This is a genomic window from Anaerolineales bacterium (assembly GCA_030583885.1).
Classification (GTDB): Bacteria; Chloroflexota; Anaerolineae; order Anaerolineales; family Villigracilaceae; genus Villigracilis.
On the sequence record CP129480.1, the window covers coordinates 3,611,525 to 3,630,494 of the forward strand.

At 54.6% G+C, this 18,970-nt stretch carries 16 protein-coding genes and 1 pseudogene; 6 read left to right on the forward strand and 11 right to left on the reverse strand.

Going from position 1 to position 18,970, the window contains the following annotated elements:
* Window positions 1–77 precede the first annotated feature (77 nt).
* The 5 genes and pseudogenes from rpsR (at window position 78) to QY332_18110 (ending at window position 5,219) form a co-directional block, all read left to right on the forward strand.
* Window positions 78–314: pseudogene (gene rpsR, locus QY332_18090) on the forward strand (30S ribosomal protein S18).
* A gap of 158 nt (window positions 315–472) precedes the next feature.
* Window positions 473–1,900, forward strand: coding sequence for a peptidylprolyl isomerase (locus QY332_18095; protein ID WKZ35525.1), 1,428 nt, complete (start codon window positions 473–475; stop codon window positions 1,898–1,900).
* A 760-nt stretch (window positions 1,901–2,660) separates the two neighbouring features.
* Entirely contained in the window at window positions 2,661–4,106 is a 1,446-nt protein-coding gene (locus QY332_18100; protein WKZ35526.1) for a protein kinase, read from the forward strand.
* A 241-nt stretch (window positions 4,107–4,347) separates the two neighbouring features.
* Window positions 4,348–4,773, forward strand: a complete 426-nt coding sequence (locus QY332_18105; protein WKZ35527.1) for a hypothetical protein — start codon at window positions 4,348–4,350, stop codon at window positions 4,771–4,773.
* 143 nt (window positions 4,774–4,916) lie between these two features.
* Window positions 4,917–5,219 (forward strand): hypothetical protein, encoded by a 303-nt coding sequence (locus QY332_18110; protein ID WKZ35528.1) that lies wholly within the window; start codon window positions 4,917–4,919, stop codon window positions 5,217–5,219.
* A gap of 87 nt (window positions 5,220–5,306) precedes the next feature.
* On the opposite strand, the gene QY332_18115 is transcribed toward QY332_18110, so the two are convergent.
* The 11 genes from QY332_18115 to rnc form a co-directional block, all read right to left on the reverse strand.
* A complete protein-coding gene (locus QY332_18115; protein WKZ35529.1) occupies window positions 5,307–5,771 on the reverse strand; it encodes a hypothetical protein in 465 nt (154 codons plus the stop codon).
* 233 nt (window positions 5,772–6,004) lie between these two features.
* Window positions 6,005–6,586 (reverse strand): hypothetical protein, encoded by a 582-nt coding sequence (locus QY332_18120; GenBank protein ID WKZ35530.1) that lies wholly within the window; start codon window positions 6,584–6,586, stop codon window positions 6,005–6,007.
* A gap of 103 nt (window positions 6,587–6,689) precedes the next feature.
* Window positions 6,690–7,178, reverse strand: a complete 489-nt coding sequence (locus tag QY332_18125) for a transposase (GenBank protein WKZ35531.1) — start codon at window positions 7,176–7,178, stop codon at window positions 6,690–6,692.
* A 25-nt stretch (window positions 7,179–7,203) separates the two neighbouring features.
* Entirely contained in the window at window positions 7,204–7,683 is a 480-nt protein-coding gene (locus QY332_18130; GenBank protein ID WKZ35532.1) for a winged helix-turn-helix domain-containing protein, read from the reverse strand.
* Window positions 7,684–7,734: 51 nt separating this feature from the next.
* A complete protein-coding gene (locus QY332_18135; GenBank protein WKZ35533.1) occupies window positions 7,735–8,745 on the reverse strand; it encodes a hypothetical protein in 1,011 nt (336 codons plus the stop codon).
* A gap of 140 nt (window positions 8,746–8,885) precedes the next feature.
* The gene (locus tag QY332_18140) at window positions 8,886–9,179 is read right to left on the reverse strand and encodes a hypothetical protein (protein ID WKZ35534.1); all 294 of its coding nucleotides are present in this window, start codon (window positions 9,177–9,179) and stop codon (window positions 8,886–8,888) included.
* A 59-nt stretch (window positions 9,180–9,238) separates the two neighbouring features.
* Entirely contained in the window at window positions 9,239–9,583 is a 345-nt protein-coding gene (locus QY332_18145) for a hypothetical protein (protein ID WKZ35535.1), read from the reverse strand.
* A gap of 93 nt (window positions 9,584–9,676) precedes the next feature.
* Window positions 9,677–10,141: a hypothetical protein gene (locus QY332_18150; protein ID WKZ35536.1), complete on the reverse strand. Its 465-nt coding sequence runs from the start codon at window positions 10,139–10,141 to the stop codon at window positions 9,677–9,679.
* Between the two features lie 26 nt (window positions 10,142–10,167).
* The gene (locus QY332_18155; protein WKZ35537.1) at window positions 10,168–13,440 is read right to left on the reverse strand and encodes a hypothetical protein; all 3,273 of its coding nucleotides are present in this window, start codon (window positions 13,438–13,440) and stop codon (window positions 10,168–10,170) included.
* A gap of 86 nt (window positions 13,441–13,526) precedes the next feature.
* The gene (smc, locus tag QY332_18160; GenBank protein WKZ35538.1) at window positions 13,527–17,132 is read right to left on the reverse strand and encodes a chromosome segregation protein SMC; all 3,606 of its coding nucleotides are present in this window, start codon (window positions 17,130–17,132) and stop codon (window positions 13,527–13,529) included.
* Window positions 17,133–17,149: 17 nt separating this feature from the next.
* Complete coding sequence (gene rnc / locus QY332_18165; protein WKZ35539.1) at window positions 17,150–17,857, reverse strand: ribonuclease III; 708 nt, start codon at window positions 17,855–17,857, stop codon at window positions 17,150–17,152.
* 161 nt (window positions 17,858–18,018) lie between these two features.
* Here rnc and QY332_18170 point away from each other — a divergent pair, with 161 nt between their 5' ends.
* Window positions 18,019–18,969, forward strand: coding sequence for an aldo/keto reductase (locus QY332_18170; protein WKZ35540.1), 951 nt, complete (start codon window positions 18,019–18,021; stop codon window positions 18,967–18,969).
* Window position 18,970: the final 1 nt, after the last annotated feature.

Consider the following 18,970-nt stretch of genomic DNA (forward strand, 5'->3'; position numbering starts at 1 on the left):
AGTAAACCATGAGTGACGAACGCAATTTCTCAGGCGAACGCAATTTTTCAGGCGGTGGGGAAGGCGGCGGGGACCGCAGGTTCTTTGCCAAGCCGAAATTCTGCCAGTTTTGCGCCGACAAGACATTGACCATTGATTATAAAAAGGTCGACCTGCTGCGCAAATACATCACCGAGGACGGCAAAATCCGTCCGCGCCGCCAGACCGGGGCCTGCGCCAAACATCAGCGCGTGGTGGCGGCGGCGGTCAAACAGTCCCGCCATGTGGCGCTTCTGCCGTTCAGCGGCAGGTCGCTGGACGACACCCGTTCCTGATCGAAACGATGTACGCGGGGCATGGGAAACCAATTCCATGCCCCGAATTTATGCCCGGCGCGGTCACAACGTGTGCCTTTTTGGAAGCAGGAATGCACAATGGTTGCCCGCGGGCATTCTATATTAACGCACCCTGTACCACTTGAAGGAGTATCCCCATGCCCAATGAGCAGGAGAAGAAGGCTGTTGCATACAAGAAACATGTTGCCCGCCAGCAGCGCGAACGACAACAGGCACGCCTGATCCTATACACGTTCTTCGGCATCCTTGCCGCGGTCGTGCTGCTGCTGATATACGGGCTGCTGGACGAAAGATATTTCAAACTCCAGCGCCCGGTGGCAAAGGTCGGAGAGACGAAGATCCTTGTGCGGGATTTTGAGCCGCGTGTGCGCCTGCAGCGCCAGCAGTTATTGTCCCAATACAGCCAGTACGCACAGTACGCGCAGGTTTTCGGCCTGGACGTGGAGGCGCAGCTGCAACAGATCGCCTCCAATTTAGACTCGCCCCAGCTCATCGGCCAGACCGTGCTCGACCAGATGGTCAATGAAGAGGTCATCCGCCAGGAGGCGGCCAAACTCGGCATTACCGTCAGTGAAGCCGAGTTGGATGAAGCGCTTCAGAGCGCCTTTGGTTTCTTCCCGAACGGCACGCCCACGCCGTCGGCAACCCCCACTGCGGTGGACATGCCCGAGATCCCGGCGGAAGCGTTCAACGTGGTGACGGTCACGCCCGTGCCGAGCGCCACGCCTGAAATGACCTCCACCCCCGCAGCCGCGGAGGCGGAGACCACACCTGCCGAGGGCGAAACAACCCCCGAGGCGGAAGTCACCGCGGAACCATCCCTCACGCCCACTGCAACCAGCGAGCCGAGCGCCACCCCGACGGAAGGACCGACCTCCACTCCGGCGCCGACCGCCACGCCCTATACCTTCGAAAGTTTCCAACAGAACTACCAGGAGGTGAATGAAGACCTCGCCAAACTGGGCTTCACCCATGACGTGTACCGCAGGCTGTTCGAAGTGCAGATCCTCGAACGAAAACTGAGGGACGAGCTCGCCCTCGACGTGCCGCGCACGAGTCCGCAGGTCTGGGCGCGCCACATCCTCGTCAGCGACGCGGCGACTGCGCAGACCGTGATCGAGCGTCTGCAGAACGGCGAGGATTTCGCCGCGCTCGCGCTGGAACTTTCCTCCGACACGGGTTCGGCTGTTAACGGCGGCGACCTCGGCTGGTTCGGAAGCGGTGTGATGGTGCCTGAGTTCGAAGCCGCCGCCTTCGCATTGGAAAATTCCGGTGACTTCACCACGGAACCCGTGCAAAGCAATTTCGGCTTTCACATCATCCAGTTGATCGCCAAACAGGACCGCCCGCTGAGCGCAGAGCAGTATGCCTCCGAAAGGGAGCTCGCCTTTGCCGGCTGGCTGGCGGATGCAAAGGAAGCCTACGGCGTGGAGACCTATGACGTGTGGAAACAGCGCGTGCCCAGCGAGCCGAACTTCATCACACAAGCCACCGAGGCGGCCGGCGCCCAGTTGACCGCCCAGGCGGAAGTGCTGGAAGGCCTGAAAGCCACGGCGACACCGTAAGGACCAACCATTAAATCAAAGCGCCCGCTTTTACAGCGGGCGCTTTGATTTGTATGTGCCTTTATCCCGTTGAGAACTTCAGCTCACATGGTACTGTTGTCTTTCGAGTGACAGGGCAGGATATGGGGATATGCGGCGGATGAAGTGGTCGCGCTTGTTCCAGGGCAAGCGCTTTATTCAAAACCCTCATTGACTATGCGAAAAATGCTCGGAAAGCCCCTCGGAAAAACATATAGAAGTCTTTTAAAAAACATTTAGAAGTTTTCCGGAAAACATTTAGAAGTTTTTCCAAAGACATTTAGAAGTTTTGGGAAAAAGATTTGGAAGTTTTTTTGGGGCGGAAAAGGGGGTTTTAATTCCTTCGAGCAGGGCTTTTCCCTCAAAAACCAGCCCCCAACAGGCAGGGACGCAGGCGGGGTGTATAGTAAAATCAATAAAAGGGACAAGCCAATGCCCCTCACCCCGCAGGATTTGTCAGCAAGCGGAAGCGAGCCGAGGCGGAAGTTGTTGCCGTCCCCAAAGATGATGCTATCCGTGCTGCGATTATCGGGAGGGGCGTTCAAGGGAGAGTTGTGATGGAGAGAAACCGTCCACGAAGAAAACCACGAATTTTCGAATGGATGATGATCGTCGATTTTCATGGATGTATACGTCGTTCGACCGGTTGGGTCTGCGCAGACGGCAGGCCTGTCGGACCGGTCCGTTCACTCCCCGGCCGATATGATAAGATTCCGGGTGAGGCCCATTACCGGCGCGAATCATGTCCGAGTTGATCGGTTCCAATCTTGGCCCGTATCGCATCCTCGAATTGATCGGCCGCGGGGGAATGGCGGCGATCTACAAGGCCCATCAGCCCTCCACTGACCGCCTAGTGGCGGTCAAGGTGCTGCTCGATCACCGCGCCGAAGACCCGCAGATCGTCGATCGCTTCGAGCGCGAAGCCCGGGTGATCACCGCCCTCGAACATACAAATATCGTGCCCGTGTACGATTTTGGCCGCGAGGGCGGGTTGCTGTATCTGGTCATGCGCTACATGCGTGCCGGCACGGTCAACGACCTGCTGAAGCGCGGACCGCTCACTCCACGCGACGCGGCCAGCATCCTGAGCGACGTGGCCGCCGCGCTGGACTACGCTCACGAGCGGGGCGTCATCCATCGGGACGTCAAACCGAATAACATCCTGGTGGACGCCGGAGGGCGCGCCAATCTCACCGATTTTGGCCTGGCCAAGGTGCTGGGCGAGAGCCTCGACCTCACCCGTTCCGGAGCGACAATAGGCACCCCGGCCTATATGGCCCCGGAACACGCAACCGGCGGGACAGTCTCGCCGCGCACCGACGTCTACTCCCTCGGCGTCATGCTGTACGAGATGGTCACCGGCGTGCTGCCCTACGTCTCCGATTCTCCCATGGCAGTGGTGATGATGCATTTGCATGAGGAAATGCGTCCGCCGCGGCAGGTCAACCCAACGCTCCCGCCCGCCGTCGAAGCGGTCATTGTGCGCGCCATGCTTAAGGATCCCGTCGGCCGGTTCGCGACAGCCGGCGAGATGGCCCGCGCGCTGGCCGAGGTTGTGGACGGGATGCCGCATACCGCGGCCCCTGGCGAACATGTCGCCGACCGATTTGAGCAGGTCACCCTCGTGCCGCAGGGTTCGACGCTGCATCTGATCGAACTCGCAGCCAAAGTGGCCGAGGCCAAGAGCCCGGACGAGATCACGCCTGAAATCCGCCGTGCATTGAAGCGCATGCAGGGGGCCAGCCGGCGTCGGCGCCTGCTGGCGCTCGCACCGTGGGCGGTGGCCGGGCTGCTGATGGTCATCCTGGCGGTTACGCTCCCGGCAGTCGTGCGCGGCTCGGGAGATTCGCGCGCCTCCGCTGCCGGCACGGCTACCGCCGTGCAGGCGCTGGTCATGCAGTTCGCGGAGGCGCAGACGGCCATGGCTGCCGGCGGCCCGAATGCGCAGGCCACACTGGCGCAATTGCAGACGCAGATCGCCGTGGCCTCCTTCACCGCCGGGCCTACGCTTAGCCCAACCCCTACCCCCATGCAGGCAACGTCCACCTCGCGACCTGAGGCAACCTCCGCTCCGCCTTCCGCCACCGAGCAACCCAAACCGACCTCGGTCCTTCCCCCGGTGATCAGAACGCGGGTCCCGGATCGGCCCACAAACCTTGCCCCCATCCCGCCCAGCCTCCTTCCATAGGAACATCATGTCATGTCCTCGAAATACATACCAACCATACGGGGAGTGTTCGAAGTCGATTCCCTCGGGCTGATCCTGCCGCACGAGCATCTGTTCACCGACTTGTGCCGGCCTTCGGCAGGCGCGGCTGTTGTCCCACAAGGGGATGACAAAATGGAAGCGAATTGGATGTGTTGTTGCCGTCCCCAAAGAGGATGCCATCCATGCTGCGACCATCGGGAGGGGCGTTTAAGGGAGAGTTATGAAAAGTAATAAAGCCAATAAATCAACCCTTTTGGTGGTGGTGTTACTGGTCTCGATGGTATCTTTTGCCTGTTCCCTGTTCACCCGTGCGGAAGAGACGCCCACGCCTAACTATATTTTTACGCCTGTAACCACTCCGCTCAAGATCGAGCCTGCGTCCCTCCCTAATGGGCAAACAGGCGTGGGGTACGAGGTTGAGATCCGCGTCAGTGAGAACGTCACACCTGTGAATAATGTGTCCATTTCAAGTGGAACTCTTCCTGCGGGGCTTGAACTTGTTTTCGTGGATCATGTCGATGGCGCAAAAATCAGCGGTATCCCAAAGGAAACAGGGACATTCACGTTCACAGTCTCTGTATCATGTTTCTCAACCATGGTCATCGGGCAGAGTGCTGAAAAGGAATATACGATTGTTGTGGACTGAAAATCCCCCGTCGCCCGCTTTGCGGTCGGCTGGTGGCGCTGCGGGAGGTACAGTCCACTACGGGGGAGGAGTTGTCCGCGCTGAATTTGGAGAGGAGCCAGCCCAAGCAAGAGTCCATTTCGTGACCATAGAAGGAGAAACCAATGATTGAAGTTCAACTTTCCAAGAATAGCCAGGAAAAGATAATCGTCACATTCGATGCGAATGTGGTCAATTATTTCTCGGTGACAAACGTCAGGACGAGTACAAGCGCCAGCGGGAGAATTCACGTCGGCCATATTAAGTCGATTGAGATCACGACCAACAAAAAAGGAAAGCCTGCGCTATTGCTCACAACCAAATTCAACGCTACATTCTCCAACGACGAAATTGATGGTGAGGCGCTCGACAAAGTAAAAGATTTGGTTGCCGAAGTACAACGTGCAATGGAAACAACTGTATTATAAGAAACGCCCATGCGCTATGGCGAAGGTCAACCCGCTGCGGGAGCCCCACAAGGGGTTCAGACAAGAAAAGCAACTACCGTAACTCGCTTACTCCAAACCATATCTGCGTCGCGTATCCTCTTTAATGTATTCTTCAAGTTTCGGTTTCCATAGAGCAATCGTTTCATCATCCTTGAACATGGCTATTGCTTGTGTACCTATCGACACGAAACTTGTAGCCGCCGCAGATATATCTATTTCGATATTTTCCGTACGAGAAAAGGAGGCTTTCCTGTGCCCTTTTGCTATGGGTTTATTAAGCAAGTATGCCTCAATATAGTCTATACCAATCCATGTCATTGTTTCCCAAGACGTTGTGTCGGCAGGAATTGGACCAAGTTGCACGCCAACCCCTCCTCCAAACTCATAAAAAAATCCTAACCTGCATGTTGACGATTCGTAACCAATGGTATAGCGGTCATGGCGCCCATCGTTTTGCAGACTGGTGCTGCAGCGCCAGTCTGCAAAACCTGCTCCAACCTGTGATATATTAACCTTAACAAATAGCACCACCTTAAACTACCCCTTTTTCAACTCTAAAGACTCTTATCCACCACATCCTTCGCGTGTTCAAGCAGCCAGTTGATTTCCTGAGCCCGGAAAGATTCGGAAACTTTCTTGTCCAGATTATTTATCACACCAAATATATCCTCTCCCACGAAATCAATCCTTTCTACGCCTGAGTCTAATTGGTTTTTTAAGAATTGCTCATTGACCAGCCACGGATCGGTCCCGCTGGCTTTCACCTAGCCCCAAACATCATCGCCGGTATCGAAAAAGATACCGCCATTGTCAACAGCATTTCCAATATATCCACCGCCTTCCGCGAAGGTGCCCAAAATTACGCGATTGCCGGAGCCTCTGGTCGGACCTGCTGCAATCATCTGGATCAACGCTGTGACTTCGTCTTGGTCGCCTCTGGCAAGCGCATCCTTCAACATTTTACTGGCATCCAACGCCTCATCGGTGGATTTCGACACATACACCATGCCGGTAGTGGGTGACGACCATACCTTATACCCAGTCGCATCTTCCAGGGCGTTGGCGAATTCATTCACATTTTTTGCACCGACACTGACAACTCTTCCATCCAGTGCGCGAAATACATCATCATCATATTGACCAACGAGATCGATTGCATCACCACCATGCGACAGCATCAGGTTAACCGCAGGCGTACCATAATCGTCAATCAGCTTCACCGCATCATCGCCATACAGTACAAGCAGGGAGATGCCCTCATCCCCATAAGCTCGGATAATATCCACTGCATCGTCACCGTATTCAAGTAAAAGCGGGAGGATATCGCTTCCATGTTTGCCGATCAACTATTCTTTTGTTAAAGTGTCAGGTCGCTAGTTAATTTTCAGGCTTATTAATATCTTGCAACCTTGATGCAAATTTACGAAGTTCTAATCTAAATTTCATTATTCAGGTTAACTGAAGTTGCCTAACAGAAAGACCGGCGGCATGAAAGAAGCCAAGAAGTAAGTCTGGTCGACGACGCAAGCGAGCAAAACCACGATCAAGCATTGAGCGAATCTCCTCTTTAGAAGTTGGACGAGCATTTCTGAGATGTTGTTTAACATTTCCGTGACAATACTCTTCCGGATTGAGCTGTGGAGCGTAAGCAGGTAACTCTTCAATCATGATCTCAGGATGCTGGCAGAGATAAGCTTTGGTGAGCTTGCTAAGATGAATACGGGCTCGATCCCAGATCAAGATGATTTTTCCAGGTACCTGCCTACGGAGGTGTTCAAGTGCCTCAATCAAGTTATCGCTTTTTATCGAACCTTCAAAACATTTCTTGTAGATCTTGCCTGTAAGTGTCAGCGCTACGGCTGTCGATAGCGCTCGACGATCTTTGGTTACCCGTCGAAAAACGGGTCTCTTGCCAGTCCGAGCCCACGTCGTAGCCAATATTTCTTGAAAGGAGAACCCAAATTCATCCCAAAATACGATTTTTGCTTTGAGACGATGTGACTTTTTTTATCCTTGGCCAATCTCCTAGCAACCAAGCTTCCACTAACTCTTTTTCCTGTTCAATAGCCTGTGGCATTGGCTTTTGTGGACTGAAACCTAGTTTGCGCAACAATCGATTGAGGTAATTCGGATGATAAGTGACATCAAATTCTCTTTTGATCAATTTTTGGACACGGTCCAATGTCCAGCGATCAGTTGGATATCCATTCGCCAAAGCCCCTCGTTCCAGCTTCCTCTTTAAGCTTTGCTTTTGTGGATTACTCAACTTCGGCTCGCTACCAGCCGCTTTTCTTTTTTGGAGTCCGCGCATACCTTTTGTTTCTATGATTCTGGCCCATTGGCCGACCGTGGCCCGGCTTACTCCGAGGTGTCTTGAGATTTCGGCTTTTGACATTTTTCCAGCTTTCAACAGCCGTCCACCTTCAAGCCGTCTTTCTTCCATTTGTTCTCGGGTTAGGTATGATGGTTTCCATGTCATACCGACTATTGTAAATCAATCTAAGTAAACCTGAATAGTAATTAATTTAGCTGTATCGGATCCCAATTTAACAATCTGTTCACCTAACTCCACAGTCACCGTGTTGCCCGGCGCGCCTCCATCCATTTTCTCCAACTGCAACTCGATGGCCGCCTGCGCTGCGCCATCCTGATTCCCCGTCCACGTGTAATAGGCGATTTGAGCGCTGAGCAGCGCCTCCTCTCCCACGTCGATTATCGTCCCGATCTGGCTGCATGCTGTCGCATAGTGGGTGCATGTACTTGCTATGGTTGTGCTTATTACGGGTGCAAGACTGGTCACCAACAAGCCTATTCCCGCTGTGATGAGGGTCGCGGCCGTGCCAACTACCAGGTTGGCAATCAGGTTATTACCCAAATCCAAACCAAAGTGACTGTTTATTGCCAACGTACCTGCGGTGACAATTACAGCGGTTGCCAGGATTGCACCACCAACAATCAGCCATGCCGGAGCAGTGACTGTTGCTGTCGCCACAATTGCAACTGCCGCAAGCCCAGCTATAATTCCGGTACCCAGGGATAATTCGCGCTGGTAGTTGAATGCCCAATTCCAGGCATTTGTTGACCAAGTCTCATCTTGTGGGAGTACGCTTACCTCCTCGCCCGCCTTCCTGCCCAGATAATACGCCATCAGACCGGTCTGCAGTTCCTGCGCCTGCTGCTGCGCCAGCCACGCATCCGCCGCAGACGTGTCCCGTTCCTTGGACAGGAAGTCCTGCATGACCTGCTCTTTCACTGCCTGCTCTGCCTTCTCCATCACGAGTGTGTTATACAGGGTTTCCACATCCTCTTGCACCGCTCCAAACCCTTGCGCCGCGGCTTTCTCCTTAAGCGCTTGGATACGCAGGTCGTCGTCCTGTGCGCCTTCTTCCTTCAAGGCTTCCAGCTGCGCCTTCAAGATCGCCTGTCCCTCCAGCCAGCTGCGGATCTTCCACTGCTCCATCATCACAATGCGGTTGGCTTCAACCGCTTCGTTCTTGGTGGCCACCTCCGCCCTCACTGCGCGATCTGCGCGGCTTCCTCATCCTTGCGTTTCTTCTGCTGTTCCAATGCTGCCGCCGTCAGGTTATGTTCCTTCTTGCTGAGCACTTGAAATAGAAACTTCTCAATGACAAATTTATAAATATATTACCTTCCCATTTTTAATAATTTAATATATTCTAATCTGTCCTTAAAAACAGCATCCCTTAATTGCTTAATATAATCTGATGGATCTTCATCAAATTGTTCTTTGCCATATATTTTATGCTTTCCATTTTTGTCAGCAACAGAAAACCTGGGAAATTCTGAACGACCTGGTTGAATCCAATCTGATACACTTCTATTTACAGAATATTCCCATATTGCCATCCATTGGGAAAAATCTCCCAGCAAGAGTGGCTCTGCATATTTTCGGATTAACCTAGCGTAAGTCTCCAACATCAGCTCTCTTTTCTTTTCAGGATTATCAACAAACGGAATTTCACGACTTATATTTTTTTCTAGGTAAATATTTTTTTTGTATGTTCGCGGTCAACGAAAGACATAATTCCTTTTTTTTCATCATCCGTAGTCACCATGTATTCATAAACCAAATGGAAGGGTAATAAATATTTTCTTTTACTGTTTACAACAACACCAACATCTTTTGTTCGCCCAATGTCAAATGACGGAAACTCGCCTCGTGTACATTCAATAAACACATATGTCGCTTTTGTAGCATAAACCACCCTGCCCTCCCATAAATAATTCCTAGGAGACTCGACCACACTCAGTATTTCAAAACCATAATCCCTCATCAGGAACTCAAAATACACTTTAACCATTTCTACAAATGTCTTATCCATAGAGTATCATCCTAAGGTGTAAATAGCTCAATCGGAACAAGCATATCATACCCACCATCTTTACCAAGCTTTAAAACATAGGCTGTCTGGGAATTACCGTTTTTTACCAATGCGGTTTTCTATTTTATCTTTTACATATTGGTCGTATGCCGGCTTCCATTGGGCTATAGTATCGGGTGAACGAAACATTTCAACAATCTGCGAAAAAAGAGGCGCTAATTCTCTTGCTGTTAAAGATAACATTACATCGACTTGTTCTAAATATGGGTATTTACTCAGTGTACTCCAATCCACTTCTCTTTTTAGAAGATAGGGCAACAAACTGTATATATTCACCCAGTTATTTTTTTTATGATCAAATGATGCGTCTAATTTACCAACAAATATACCCCATCCCCCCCGCTCCTGCTCAAACAAAAGTCTTAGCATATCGGATTCAAGTCCAATGGAATAATGATCAAAACGAAATTCTTTAGTATAAGCTATTCTAAAGCCATAAACATCAAATAAATAAGGGAATTTTTCTTTTATCTTCAATAAATATTCTTGAATGGACATTAAATCGCTCCTTTTGATAATACGTATTAAGGAATATTTTTTACCCAACTATTGCCCACTCTAACATAGTCATAATCTTTAGCGTTTTCCAAAAGCCAGTTAATTTCTCTTACGCGATAGGGCGGTAGAGCGACTCCATCGTATTTTGCCAATTCGCTAGACACATCTTCCCCCACAAAATCAATTCGCTCCATTCCCGCTCCTAACTGGCTTTGCAGGAATTGCTCATTGACCAGCCACGGATCGATCCCGCTGGCTTTCAACTGATCCCAAACATCATCACCTGTATCGAAGAAGATACCGCCATTGTCAACAGCATTTCCAATATATCCACCGCCTTCCGCAAAGGTGCCCAAAACTACGCGATTGCCGGAGCCTCTGGTCGAACCTGCTGCAATCATCTGGATCAACGCCGCGACTTCGTCCTTGTCGCCTCTGGCAAGCGCATCCTTCAACATTTTACTGGCATCCAACGCCTCATCGGTGGATTTCGACACATACACCATGCCGGTAGTGGGTGACGACCATACCTTATACCCAGTCGCATCTTCCAGGGCGTTGGCGAATTCATTCACATTTTTTGCACCGACACTGACAACTCTTCCATCCAGTGCGCGAAATACATCATCATCATATTGACCAACGAGATCGATTGCATCACCACCATGCGACAGCATCAGGTTAACCGCAGGCGTACCATAATCGTCAATCAGCTTCACCGCATCATCGCCATACAGTACAAGCAGGGAGATGCCCTCATCCCCATAAGCTCGGATAATATCCACTGCATCGTCACCATATCTAAGCAAAAGCGGAACGATATCACTTCCGTGTTTGCCGATCAATTCGACAGCATCCGGTCCCAATCTTGCAAGCTGCTCGCTCAACTCGGCTACCACCGTATTACCCGGCGCGCCTCCATCCATTTTCTCCAACTGCAACTCGATGGCCGCCTGCGCTGCGCCATCCTGATTCCCCGTCCACGTGTAGTAGGCGATTTGAGCGCTGAGCAGCGCCTCCTCTCCCACGTCGATTATCGTCCCGATCTGGCTGCATGCTGTCGCATAGTGGGTGCATGTACTTGCTATGGTTGTGCTTATTACGGGTGCAAGACTGGTCACCAACAAGCCTATTCCCGCTGTGATGAGGGTCGCGGCCGTGCCAACTACCAGGTTGGCAATCAGGTTATTACCCAAATCCAAACCAAAGTGACTGTTTATTGCCAACGTACCTGCGGTGACAATTACAGCGGTTGCCAGGATTGCACCACCAACAATCAGCCATGCCGGAGCAGTGACTGTTGCTGTCGCCACAATTGCAACTGCCGCAAGTCCAGCTATAATTCCGGTACCCAGGGATAATTCGCGCTGGTAGTTGAATGCCCAATTCCAGGCATTTGTTGACCAAGTCTCATCTTGTGGGAGTACGCTTACCTCCTCGCCCGCCTTCATCCCCAGCGCCATCAGACCGGTCTGCAGTTCCTGCGCCTGCTGCTGCGCCAGCCACACATCCGCCGCAGACGTGTCCCGTTCCTTGGACAGGAAGTCCTGCATGACCTGCTCTTTCACTGCCTGCTCTGCCTTCTCCATCACGAGTGTGTTATACAGGGTTTCCACATCCTCTTGCACCGCTCCAAACCCTTGCGCCGCGGCTTTCTCCTTAAGCGCTTGGATACGCAGGTCGTCGTCCTGTGCGCCTTCTTCCTTCAAGGCTTCCAGCTGCGCCTTCAAGATCGCCTGTCCCTCCAGCCAGCTGCGGATCTTCCACTGCTCGCGCATCGCAATGCGGTTGGCTTCAATGGCTGCGTTCTTGGCCTCTACTTCCGCCCTCACCTGCGCGATCTGTGCCGCTTCTTCATCCTTGCGTTTCTTCTGCTGTTCCAATGCCAATGCGGTTGCATAACCGATCACCGCCGCCGCCATCGCGCCCCACAGGACGTTTGTGCTGGCCGCGGCCGCGACAGCGCCAGCCCCCGCATGGCCGGCGAAACTAAGGCTTTGGGTGCTGGTACTTGAAGCGACACCCCCGCCAACGGACGGCTCGGAATTGCCCTCTTCTCCAGCGCTCCCCTCCAGCCCTTCCCCCTGAGAAAGGGGAGGAGTAAACGCGGGGATGGGTTGAAAATAACTCAGCGGGTTGACCGTTACGATCCCGCTGCGGATGCTTTCGTTGCCCGCCGCGTCTCCCGCCTTGACCGTGATCAGGTACTCGCCTACCGGCGCAGAACTGCCGTCCTTCCACCTGCCATCCCATATGAATTCCTCCTTGAACTTGTTCCCTGTAACGCGCTCCTCCCAGACCACCTTCGGGAAGCGTTCCTTCTCGTCCTCGATCACGATGCGCACCAGGTACAACCCGCTGCCGTCATCCTGCAGGCTGTAGTTGAACGGTTCGCCCAGGTCCAGTTCATCCGTCAGCGCAATGGCCGGCGGAATGCTGTCCACCTTCAGCGCCAGCACTGGTGTTTCATTGATATTGCCGGCGTTGTCCACGGCTTTGAATTGATACCTATACACGCCGTCGGTGAAGGATAACGGCGCGCTGTATGTCGTCCATGCGCCGCCGTCGGCGCTCACTTCAAAGGATGCCAGCCCGGAGGTCGCATCCGTGGCCGCAGCGGTGAGGCTGGTTCGGGTCGTGTGCCAGCCATTCGTCCCGCTCGAGCCGTTGATTTGCAGATCGATATCCGGAGATATCGTGTCCACTTGGGCGCTGAGGCTTCCCATCCGCGAGCTGTCGCCCCAGGAGGAGAGCGCCCAATATTCAAAGTTGTTTTCGCCTTCCAGCAGTGGAACTTGACAACTGGTTTGAAATTCTGGGCAAGCAAAGATTTCGGTATTGCGTGCGCCTTCGATCAATAAAATCTGATGCCCTGATAGCGGCTCGTTGGCTGTTAGTTCAAGTTGAGGAGCTGTCACGCACCAGCCGTTTTGCAGGGTGCAGTTTTGTAATGTGCCGGTAATCGTCGCTTCGGGATGCGTGAGGGTCGTGTAGCGTACGCTGTATTCCTGTCCCCATTGGGTGCGGCCGTCATTCCATGACTCGCAATCTCCCGGGTAGTTTGCATACGCCTGCCAGGGCTTGCTCTCGTTACTGCATGACCAGTCGTCCACGCGGTGGTAGCGGTAATCCCCCTTGGCCGCCACATACATGCATTCCCACAAGACCACCTTGCACTCCTCCACAGCGGTGGTGACGGTTCTATCCGGTCCCAGGTAGTCCGCGAGGACAGGCGTGGAAAATCCAAGTAATAGAATGATCAGTATGACAAGAAGATGGCTTTTCCTGAACCGCAGCATGCCGCACCTGTTGGTTCCATTGTACAGACAAGACCACGGCAATTCAAGTAGGATACGATTTTTTAAGGTTGGGAATTCCGCAGGTTTTACCCGCGCTTCAACATATCGTCGGTCACCTGGTCGAGGCGCAGGCTGATGATCTGGCTGACCGAGTCGCGTCCCATCGTCACGCCGTAGATCACGTCCGCGGCCTGCACGGTATTGCGGTTGTGGGTGATGATGATGAACTGCGTATCCTTGCTTAAATCCACAAGCAAATCTCTAAAACGACCTACATTGGCTTCATCCAACATTGCATCCACTTCGTCCATCACACACACAGGCGTTGGTGAAACTTTTAGCAAGGCAAACACCAATGCAATCGCAGTCAGGCTCCGTTCCCCGCCGGAGAGCAGGGCCAGTCCCTGCTCGCGGCGGCCGGGCAGGCGCGCTTCGATCTCGATGCCCGTCTCCACAAGGTTCTCGGGGTCGGTCAATGCCAGGCGCGCCGAGCCGCCGCCAAACAGCCGCACGAAGGTCTCGCGGAACTGTTTGTCCACGGCATCGAAGGTGCGCACGAATTCCCGTTTGGTCACCTCATCCAGCTCGGCGACCACCTGCTTCAAGTCCGCTTCGGCTTTGTGCAGGTCATCCACCTGGGTCTTCATGAACTCGTAGCGTTCCTTTTCCTGGTCGTATTCCTGTTTTGCATCCGGGTTGATCGGACCCATGCGGCGCAATTGTGCGCGGAAATGGGTCAATTGCTCTTCGATCTCAGGCGCAAGTTCGGTCACAACGGGCAGCTGCTCCACCATGCCGTCCAATGGCAGGGGCACAGGACCCGAAACCTCCGCCGCGTAGTCGAACATCACCAGACCAAAGTCATCGGTGATCTTCTGGCGCAGGTTATCCAATGCTTCGTGCTTGCGCGTCTGCTCCAGCTGCAACTGTCCATGCGAGCGCTCGGTATTGGCAAAGATCCTTTGCACGTTATTTTCCGCCTCCTGTAAACGCAACTCCTCCTGCTCTGCCATTTCGAGGTCTTTTTCGGCCGGTTCGATCTGAACCCGCATGGCTTCGATCTGCGCATGCAGGCCGGATTCACGCCCGCGCAAATCCGCTTTTTCCCGGTCCAGCTGGGTCAGGGATCCCTCGGCTTCCTGCAAACGCGAAGCCAGTTCCACGCGGCGCACGTCCAAACGCGTGATCTCCTTCCCGCGTTCCTCCTTCTTCGCCAGTGCCGCGCCCACGCTCTGCTCCGCCACCGCCGCGCGCGTGCTCCAATACGAAGCCTGTTCCTGCAATTCGTCCGCGGAAACCTGCTTCAACCTCGCGCTGACCTCCTTCAAGCGGTCCTGCGCCACGGAGGAACGCGCTTCCACTTCCATTTGTGATTCATTCAATTTATTCTGGATGGAGGCAGATTCAGACGCCTCGGCTTCCAGCTGTATCAACTGGTTTTTCTGCCACTCCAACTGACGCGCCATCGATTCATACTCAAGCCCGGCCTGCTGTTCGGTCTCCTGAACTTCACCCAACCTGACGCGGGCTTCGCGCGCATCCATCTCGGCTTGCGCCAGTCCACGCTGCGCCGCCGCCAGTTGATTGGATAACCGTTCGACAGAATCATTGGAATCGGCAAGGCGGGCAAGCAGTCCGCTCAGCGTGGATTCAAATTCCCGTTTTTGGCGCGACCTGCCCAGGGTCGAGGAGGAGGCGGTCTTGCCGGCGATGACCAGGCCGTCGCCGCGGAAGACCTCCCCGCGCAGGGTCACCGCGCGCGCGTGAGCCGGCAGATCCCTGACGAGCCTGCGGGCTGTCGAACGATCCCGCACAATCAGGGTCTGGCCCAGCATCAACTTCACTGCGCCGCGCACCTCGTCAGGCACCCTGACAAGTTCGGAGGCCACGCCGAGGCAGTTTTCATCGTCCGGCTTGTGTAGCAGCATGGAATTTCGTTCGTCCAGCGGCAGCAACGCCGCGCGGCCCGCGTCATCGGACTCAAGCAGGCTTAACGCCTCCTCAAGTTGATCCGCATCCAGCAGCACCGCATCGAGGGTATCGCCCAGAGCGGCGGCGATGGCAACTTCAAGCTCGGCCGGCACATCCAGCGCGGCGCTCAGCGCTCCGCGCGCGCCGGATAGTTTGGACTGGCGGGCGGCATCCAACAAGTAACGCGCACCTTCCGCATAACCCGCCAGCGATTGCTCGGATTGTTCGAGCACCTCGATCTGGGCTTTCAGGCGCGAATGACTGGCTTCCTCATGTGCGCGGCGTTCCAACGCATCCCGGCGGGCGCCTTCCATGGAATCTGCTTCATTTCTTTTGGCAGAAACTTTTTCTTCGGCATCCTGCAGGGCAAGCACCGCCTGCTCGCGCGCCCTGCCCGCGGATTCATACTGCGCCTTTGCCTTTTCCGTGAGATTCTCCGCATTGGCGATGGAATGTTTGGTTTGTTCGATCTTCTGGGTCTGTGATTCAATGCGCGATTTCAACTCGTCCAGACGCGCATTGTTTTCGGCGCGCTGCCGGCTGAGCGATTCGATCTGGTCCCTGGCGGCAGCCAGTTCTTCTTCGAGGCTGGTGCGTTCACCCACGCGCGCCTGCAGGGCGTTTTGCGCATTTTCATAGTGTGTCTTTGCCTCTTCATACCCGGCTTGTATGCGGGCGAGTTCCTGCCCGGCCTCGTCGTAGCGTTCATTGGCGAGGTGCAGTTCATCCATGACCAGTTCCTGGTCGGAAAGGATGGAAGCCTGCGCGGCGGTCAGTGCGCGGCGGCGTTCCTCGAGCACAGCCAGTTCGCGGCTGATGGATTCACGCCGGGTATGCAGTTCGGCGGACTGGCGATGCCATCCATTTAACCGCGCGCGCAGATCAGACAGGCGTTCGCGGAAGGATGCATATGCCGCCTGCGCCTTCTCGTGAGCCTCACGCGCCTCGTGCACGCGCTTTTCCTGCGTGCGCACCGTTTCACGGATATCGGTCAGATCGCGCTGGGCGCGGTGCCAATGAAATCCATACCATTCGCGCAGGACCATCTTCATATCGGCCTGGGCGCGGGAGAAATCGATCGCACGTTTTGCCTGGCGTTCCAGGCTCTTGATGCGCGGTTCGAGTTCCGCCATGATATCCAGCACGCGCTCAAGATTCCGCCTGGTGTTATCGAGGCGTTTCAAGGCGTCGTCACGGCGGGCGCGGTACAAGCCGACGCCTGCGGCTTCTTCAAATAGGCGGCGGCGGTCATCGGCTTTCAGCGCCAGCGAGGCGTCCACGAGTCCCTGCCCGAGGATGGTGTAGGTGCGCTCGCTCAAGCCTGCCTGCGCGAGCAGTTCGTTCATCTCACGCAGGCGGACGTGCTGTCCATTGATCAGGTACTCGTTGCGCCCGTCACGATGTGCGTAACGCGCCATGGCAACTTCCGAAAAGTCGAGCGGCAGCCATTGCTCGGTATTGTCAAAGGTGATGGTGGCATGCGCCATGCCTGCCCGCGCGCGCTGTTCGGAACCGGAGAAGATCATGTCTTCGGTCTTCTTGCCGCGCAGGAGCAGGTAGGATTGCTCGCCCAACACCCAGCGCAGGGAATCAGCGATATTCGATTTGCCCGAACCGTTGGGACCGACAATGGCTGTAATTCCGCCCGCGAACTCAAACAGCGTGCGCGAAGCGAAGGTTTTATATCCTTGCAGTTCAAGTGATTTCAGACGAAGAGGCATATTCCCAGTTTTCGAGGTTAACTTTTGAAATGTTTCAGCGCATCCCTGGCGGCGGCCTGTTCGGCGGCGTTCTTGCTCGAACCCGTGCCGCGTCCCTTGACTTCGCCGGCTACCTCCACCTCCACTTCAAAGATGCGGGCGTGGTCCGGTCCGCTGGTGGCTATGACGCGGTAATGCGGCATTCCCAGTTTCAGCGATTGCGTGATCTCCTGCAGCTCGCTTTTGGGATCATGGATCTCGTCGAGGACGGTATCCTTCATCCACTCGAGCAGGGGGTAGACAAATCGCTTCACGCTCCCGATACCCGAGTCCATGTACAGGGCGCCGGTCAGCGCCTCGAAGGCGGAACCCAGCAAACTGTCGCGAAGATGGCCGCCCGAGGATTTCTCCCCGCGTCCCAGGCGAAGGGCGCCGCCCAAATCCAGGCGGCGCGCAAAGACTGCCAGTCGTTCGTTCCGCACGAGGGAGGAACGGATCTTGGTCAGGTCGCCCTCCTGCATCTCGGGAAAGCGGTTGAATGCCCACTCCCCTACAATGAAATCGAGCACGGCGTCGCCGAGGAATTCAAGGCGTTCGTTATCCTCCACCGCATCGGAATGTTCGTTGGCATAGGAACGGTGTGTGAGGGCACGCGTCAGCAGGGGGATGTCTGAAAAGGACAGACCCAGCCTTTCGTCAAGGCTGGAGGCGGGCTCCATATCCCGCTTTGATGGATTGGATATCACGGGAACCTCCCGGAACTCCGGGAGCGATATGCCCCCACCTGTAGTTGGGGAATATCGGTCCAGTAGTTCCACTAATATTTGAGCGGGCTGAATTGTAACCTGAATTTTTTGGGAAGGCGATTTTTTAAGATAGAATCGGGGAATTGATCCAAGGAGTCATCATGACCGAAGTGAGCAGCGAGACGCGTTTTTTACACGCCGTCCAATTGGGGCTGGGGGCATGGCAATGGGGAGACCGTGTTGTTTGGGGATATGGGCAAACGCACACTGACAAGGACATCCGAGAGGCGTTTGACGTTTCGCTGAGCAACGGCATCCGCTTTGTGGACACGGCGGAGATCTACGGCTCCGGTCTGTCGGAGAGGCTGCTCGGCGGCTTTTTAAAGGAAACGGACCAACCGATCCTGGTGGCGACGAAATTTTTCCCCTGGCCCTGGAGGCTGGCAAAGGGCTTCCTGCCGCGTGCATTGAAGGGAAGTTTGGAGAGGCTGGGTTTGGAGTCGGTCGACTTGTATCAAATCCATTGGCCCTCGCCCATCATGACCCCTGAGACCATGATGGAGGGCATGGTGGAATGTGTCGAGCGGGGGCTGGCGCGCACGGTGGGTGTCTCGAATTTCGGACAACAGCGGATGTTACGGGCGTATTCCACGCTGGCGCAGCATGGCATTCCACTGGCATCCAACCAGGTTCATTACAGTCTCTTGAGCCGCGAAGTGGAAAAGAACGGCACACTGGCGCGCTGCAAGGAACTTGGCATCCGTTTGATCGCCTACTCCCCGCTCGAAAAAGGCCTGTTGACCGGAAAATACTCCACCGAGAATCCCCCTCCCGGCATGCGCGCCTCCCAGTATGCCGAGCTGCTCAAAAAACTTCCGCCTGTCCTTAAACTTCTACAGGAGATCGGTTTGAATCACGGAGATAAGACCGTTTCACAAGTTGCGCTGAATTGGGTGATCTGCAAGGGTGCGCTTCCCATCCCCGGCGCGAAAAATCTGAAACAGGCGGAGATGAATGCAGGCGGTGCAGGCTGGCAGCTGACCGAGGAGCAGGTGGCAAAACTGGACGAAGCCACCGACGACATCCGCGAATATTCAAAGAAGCGGCCCTGAA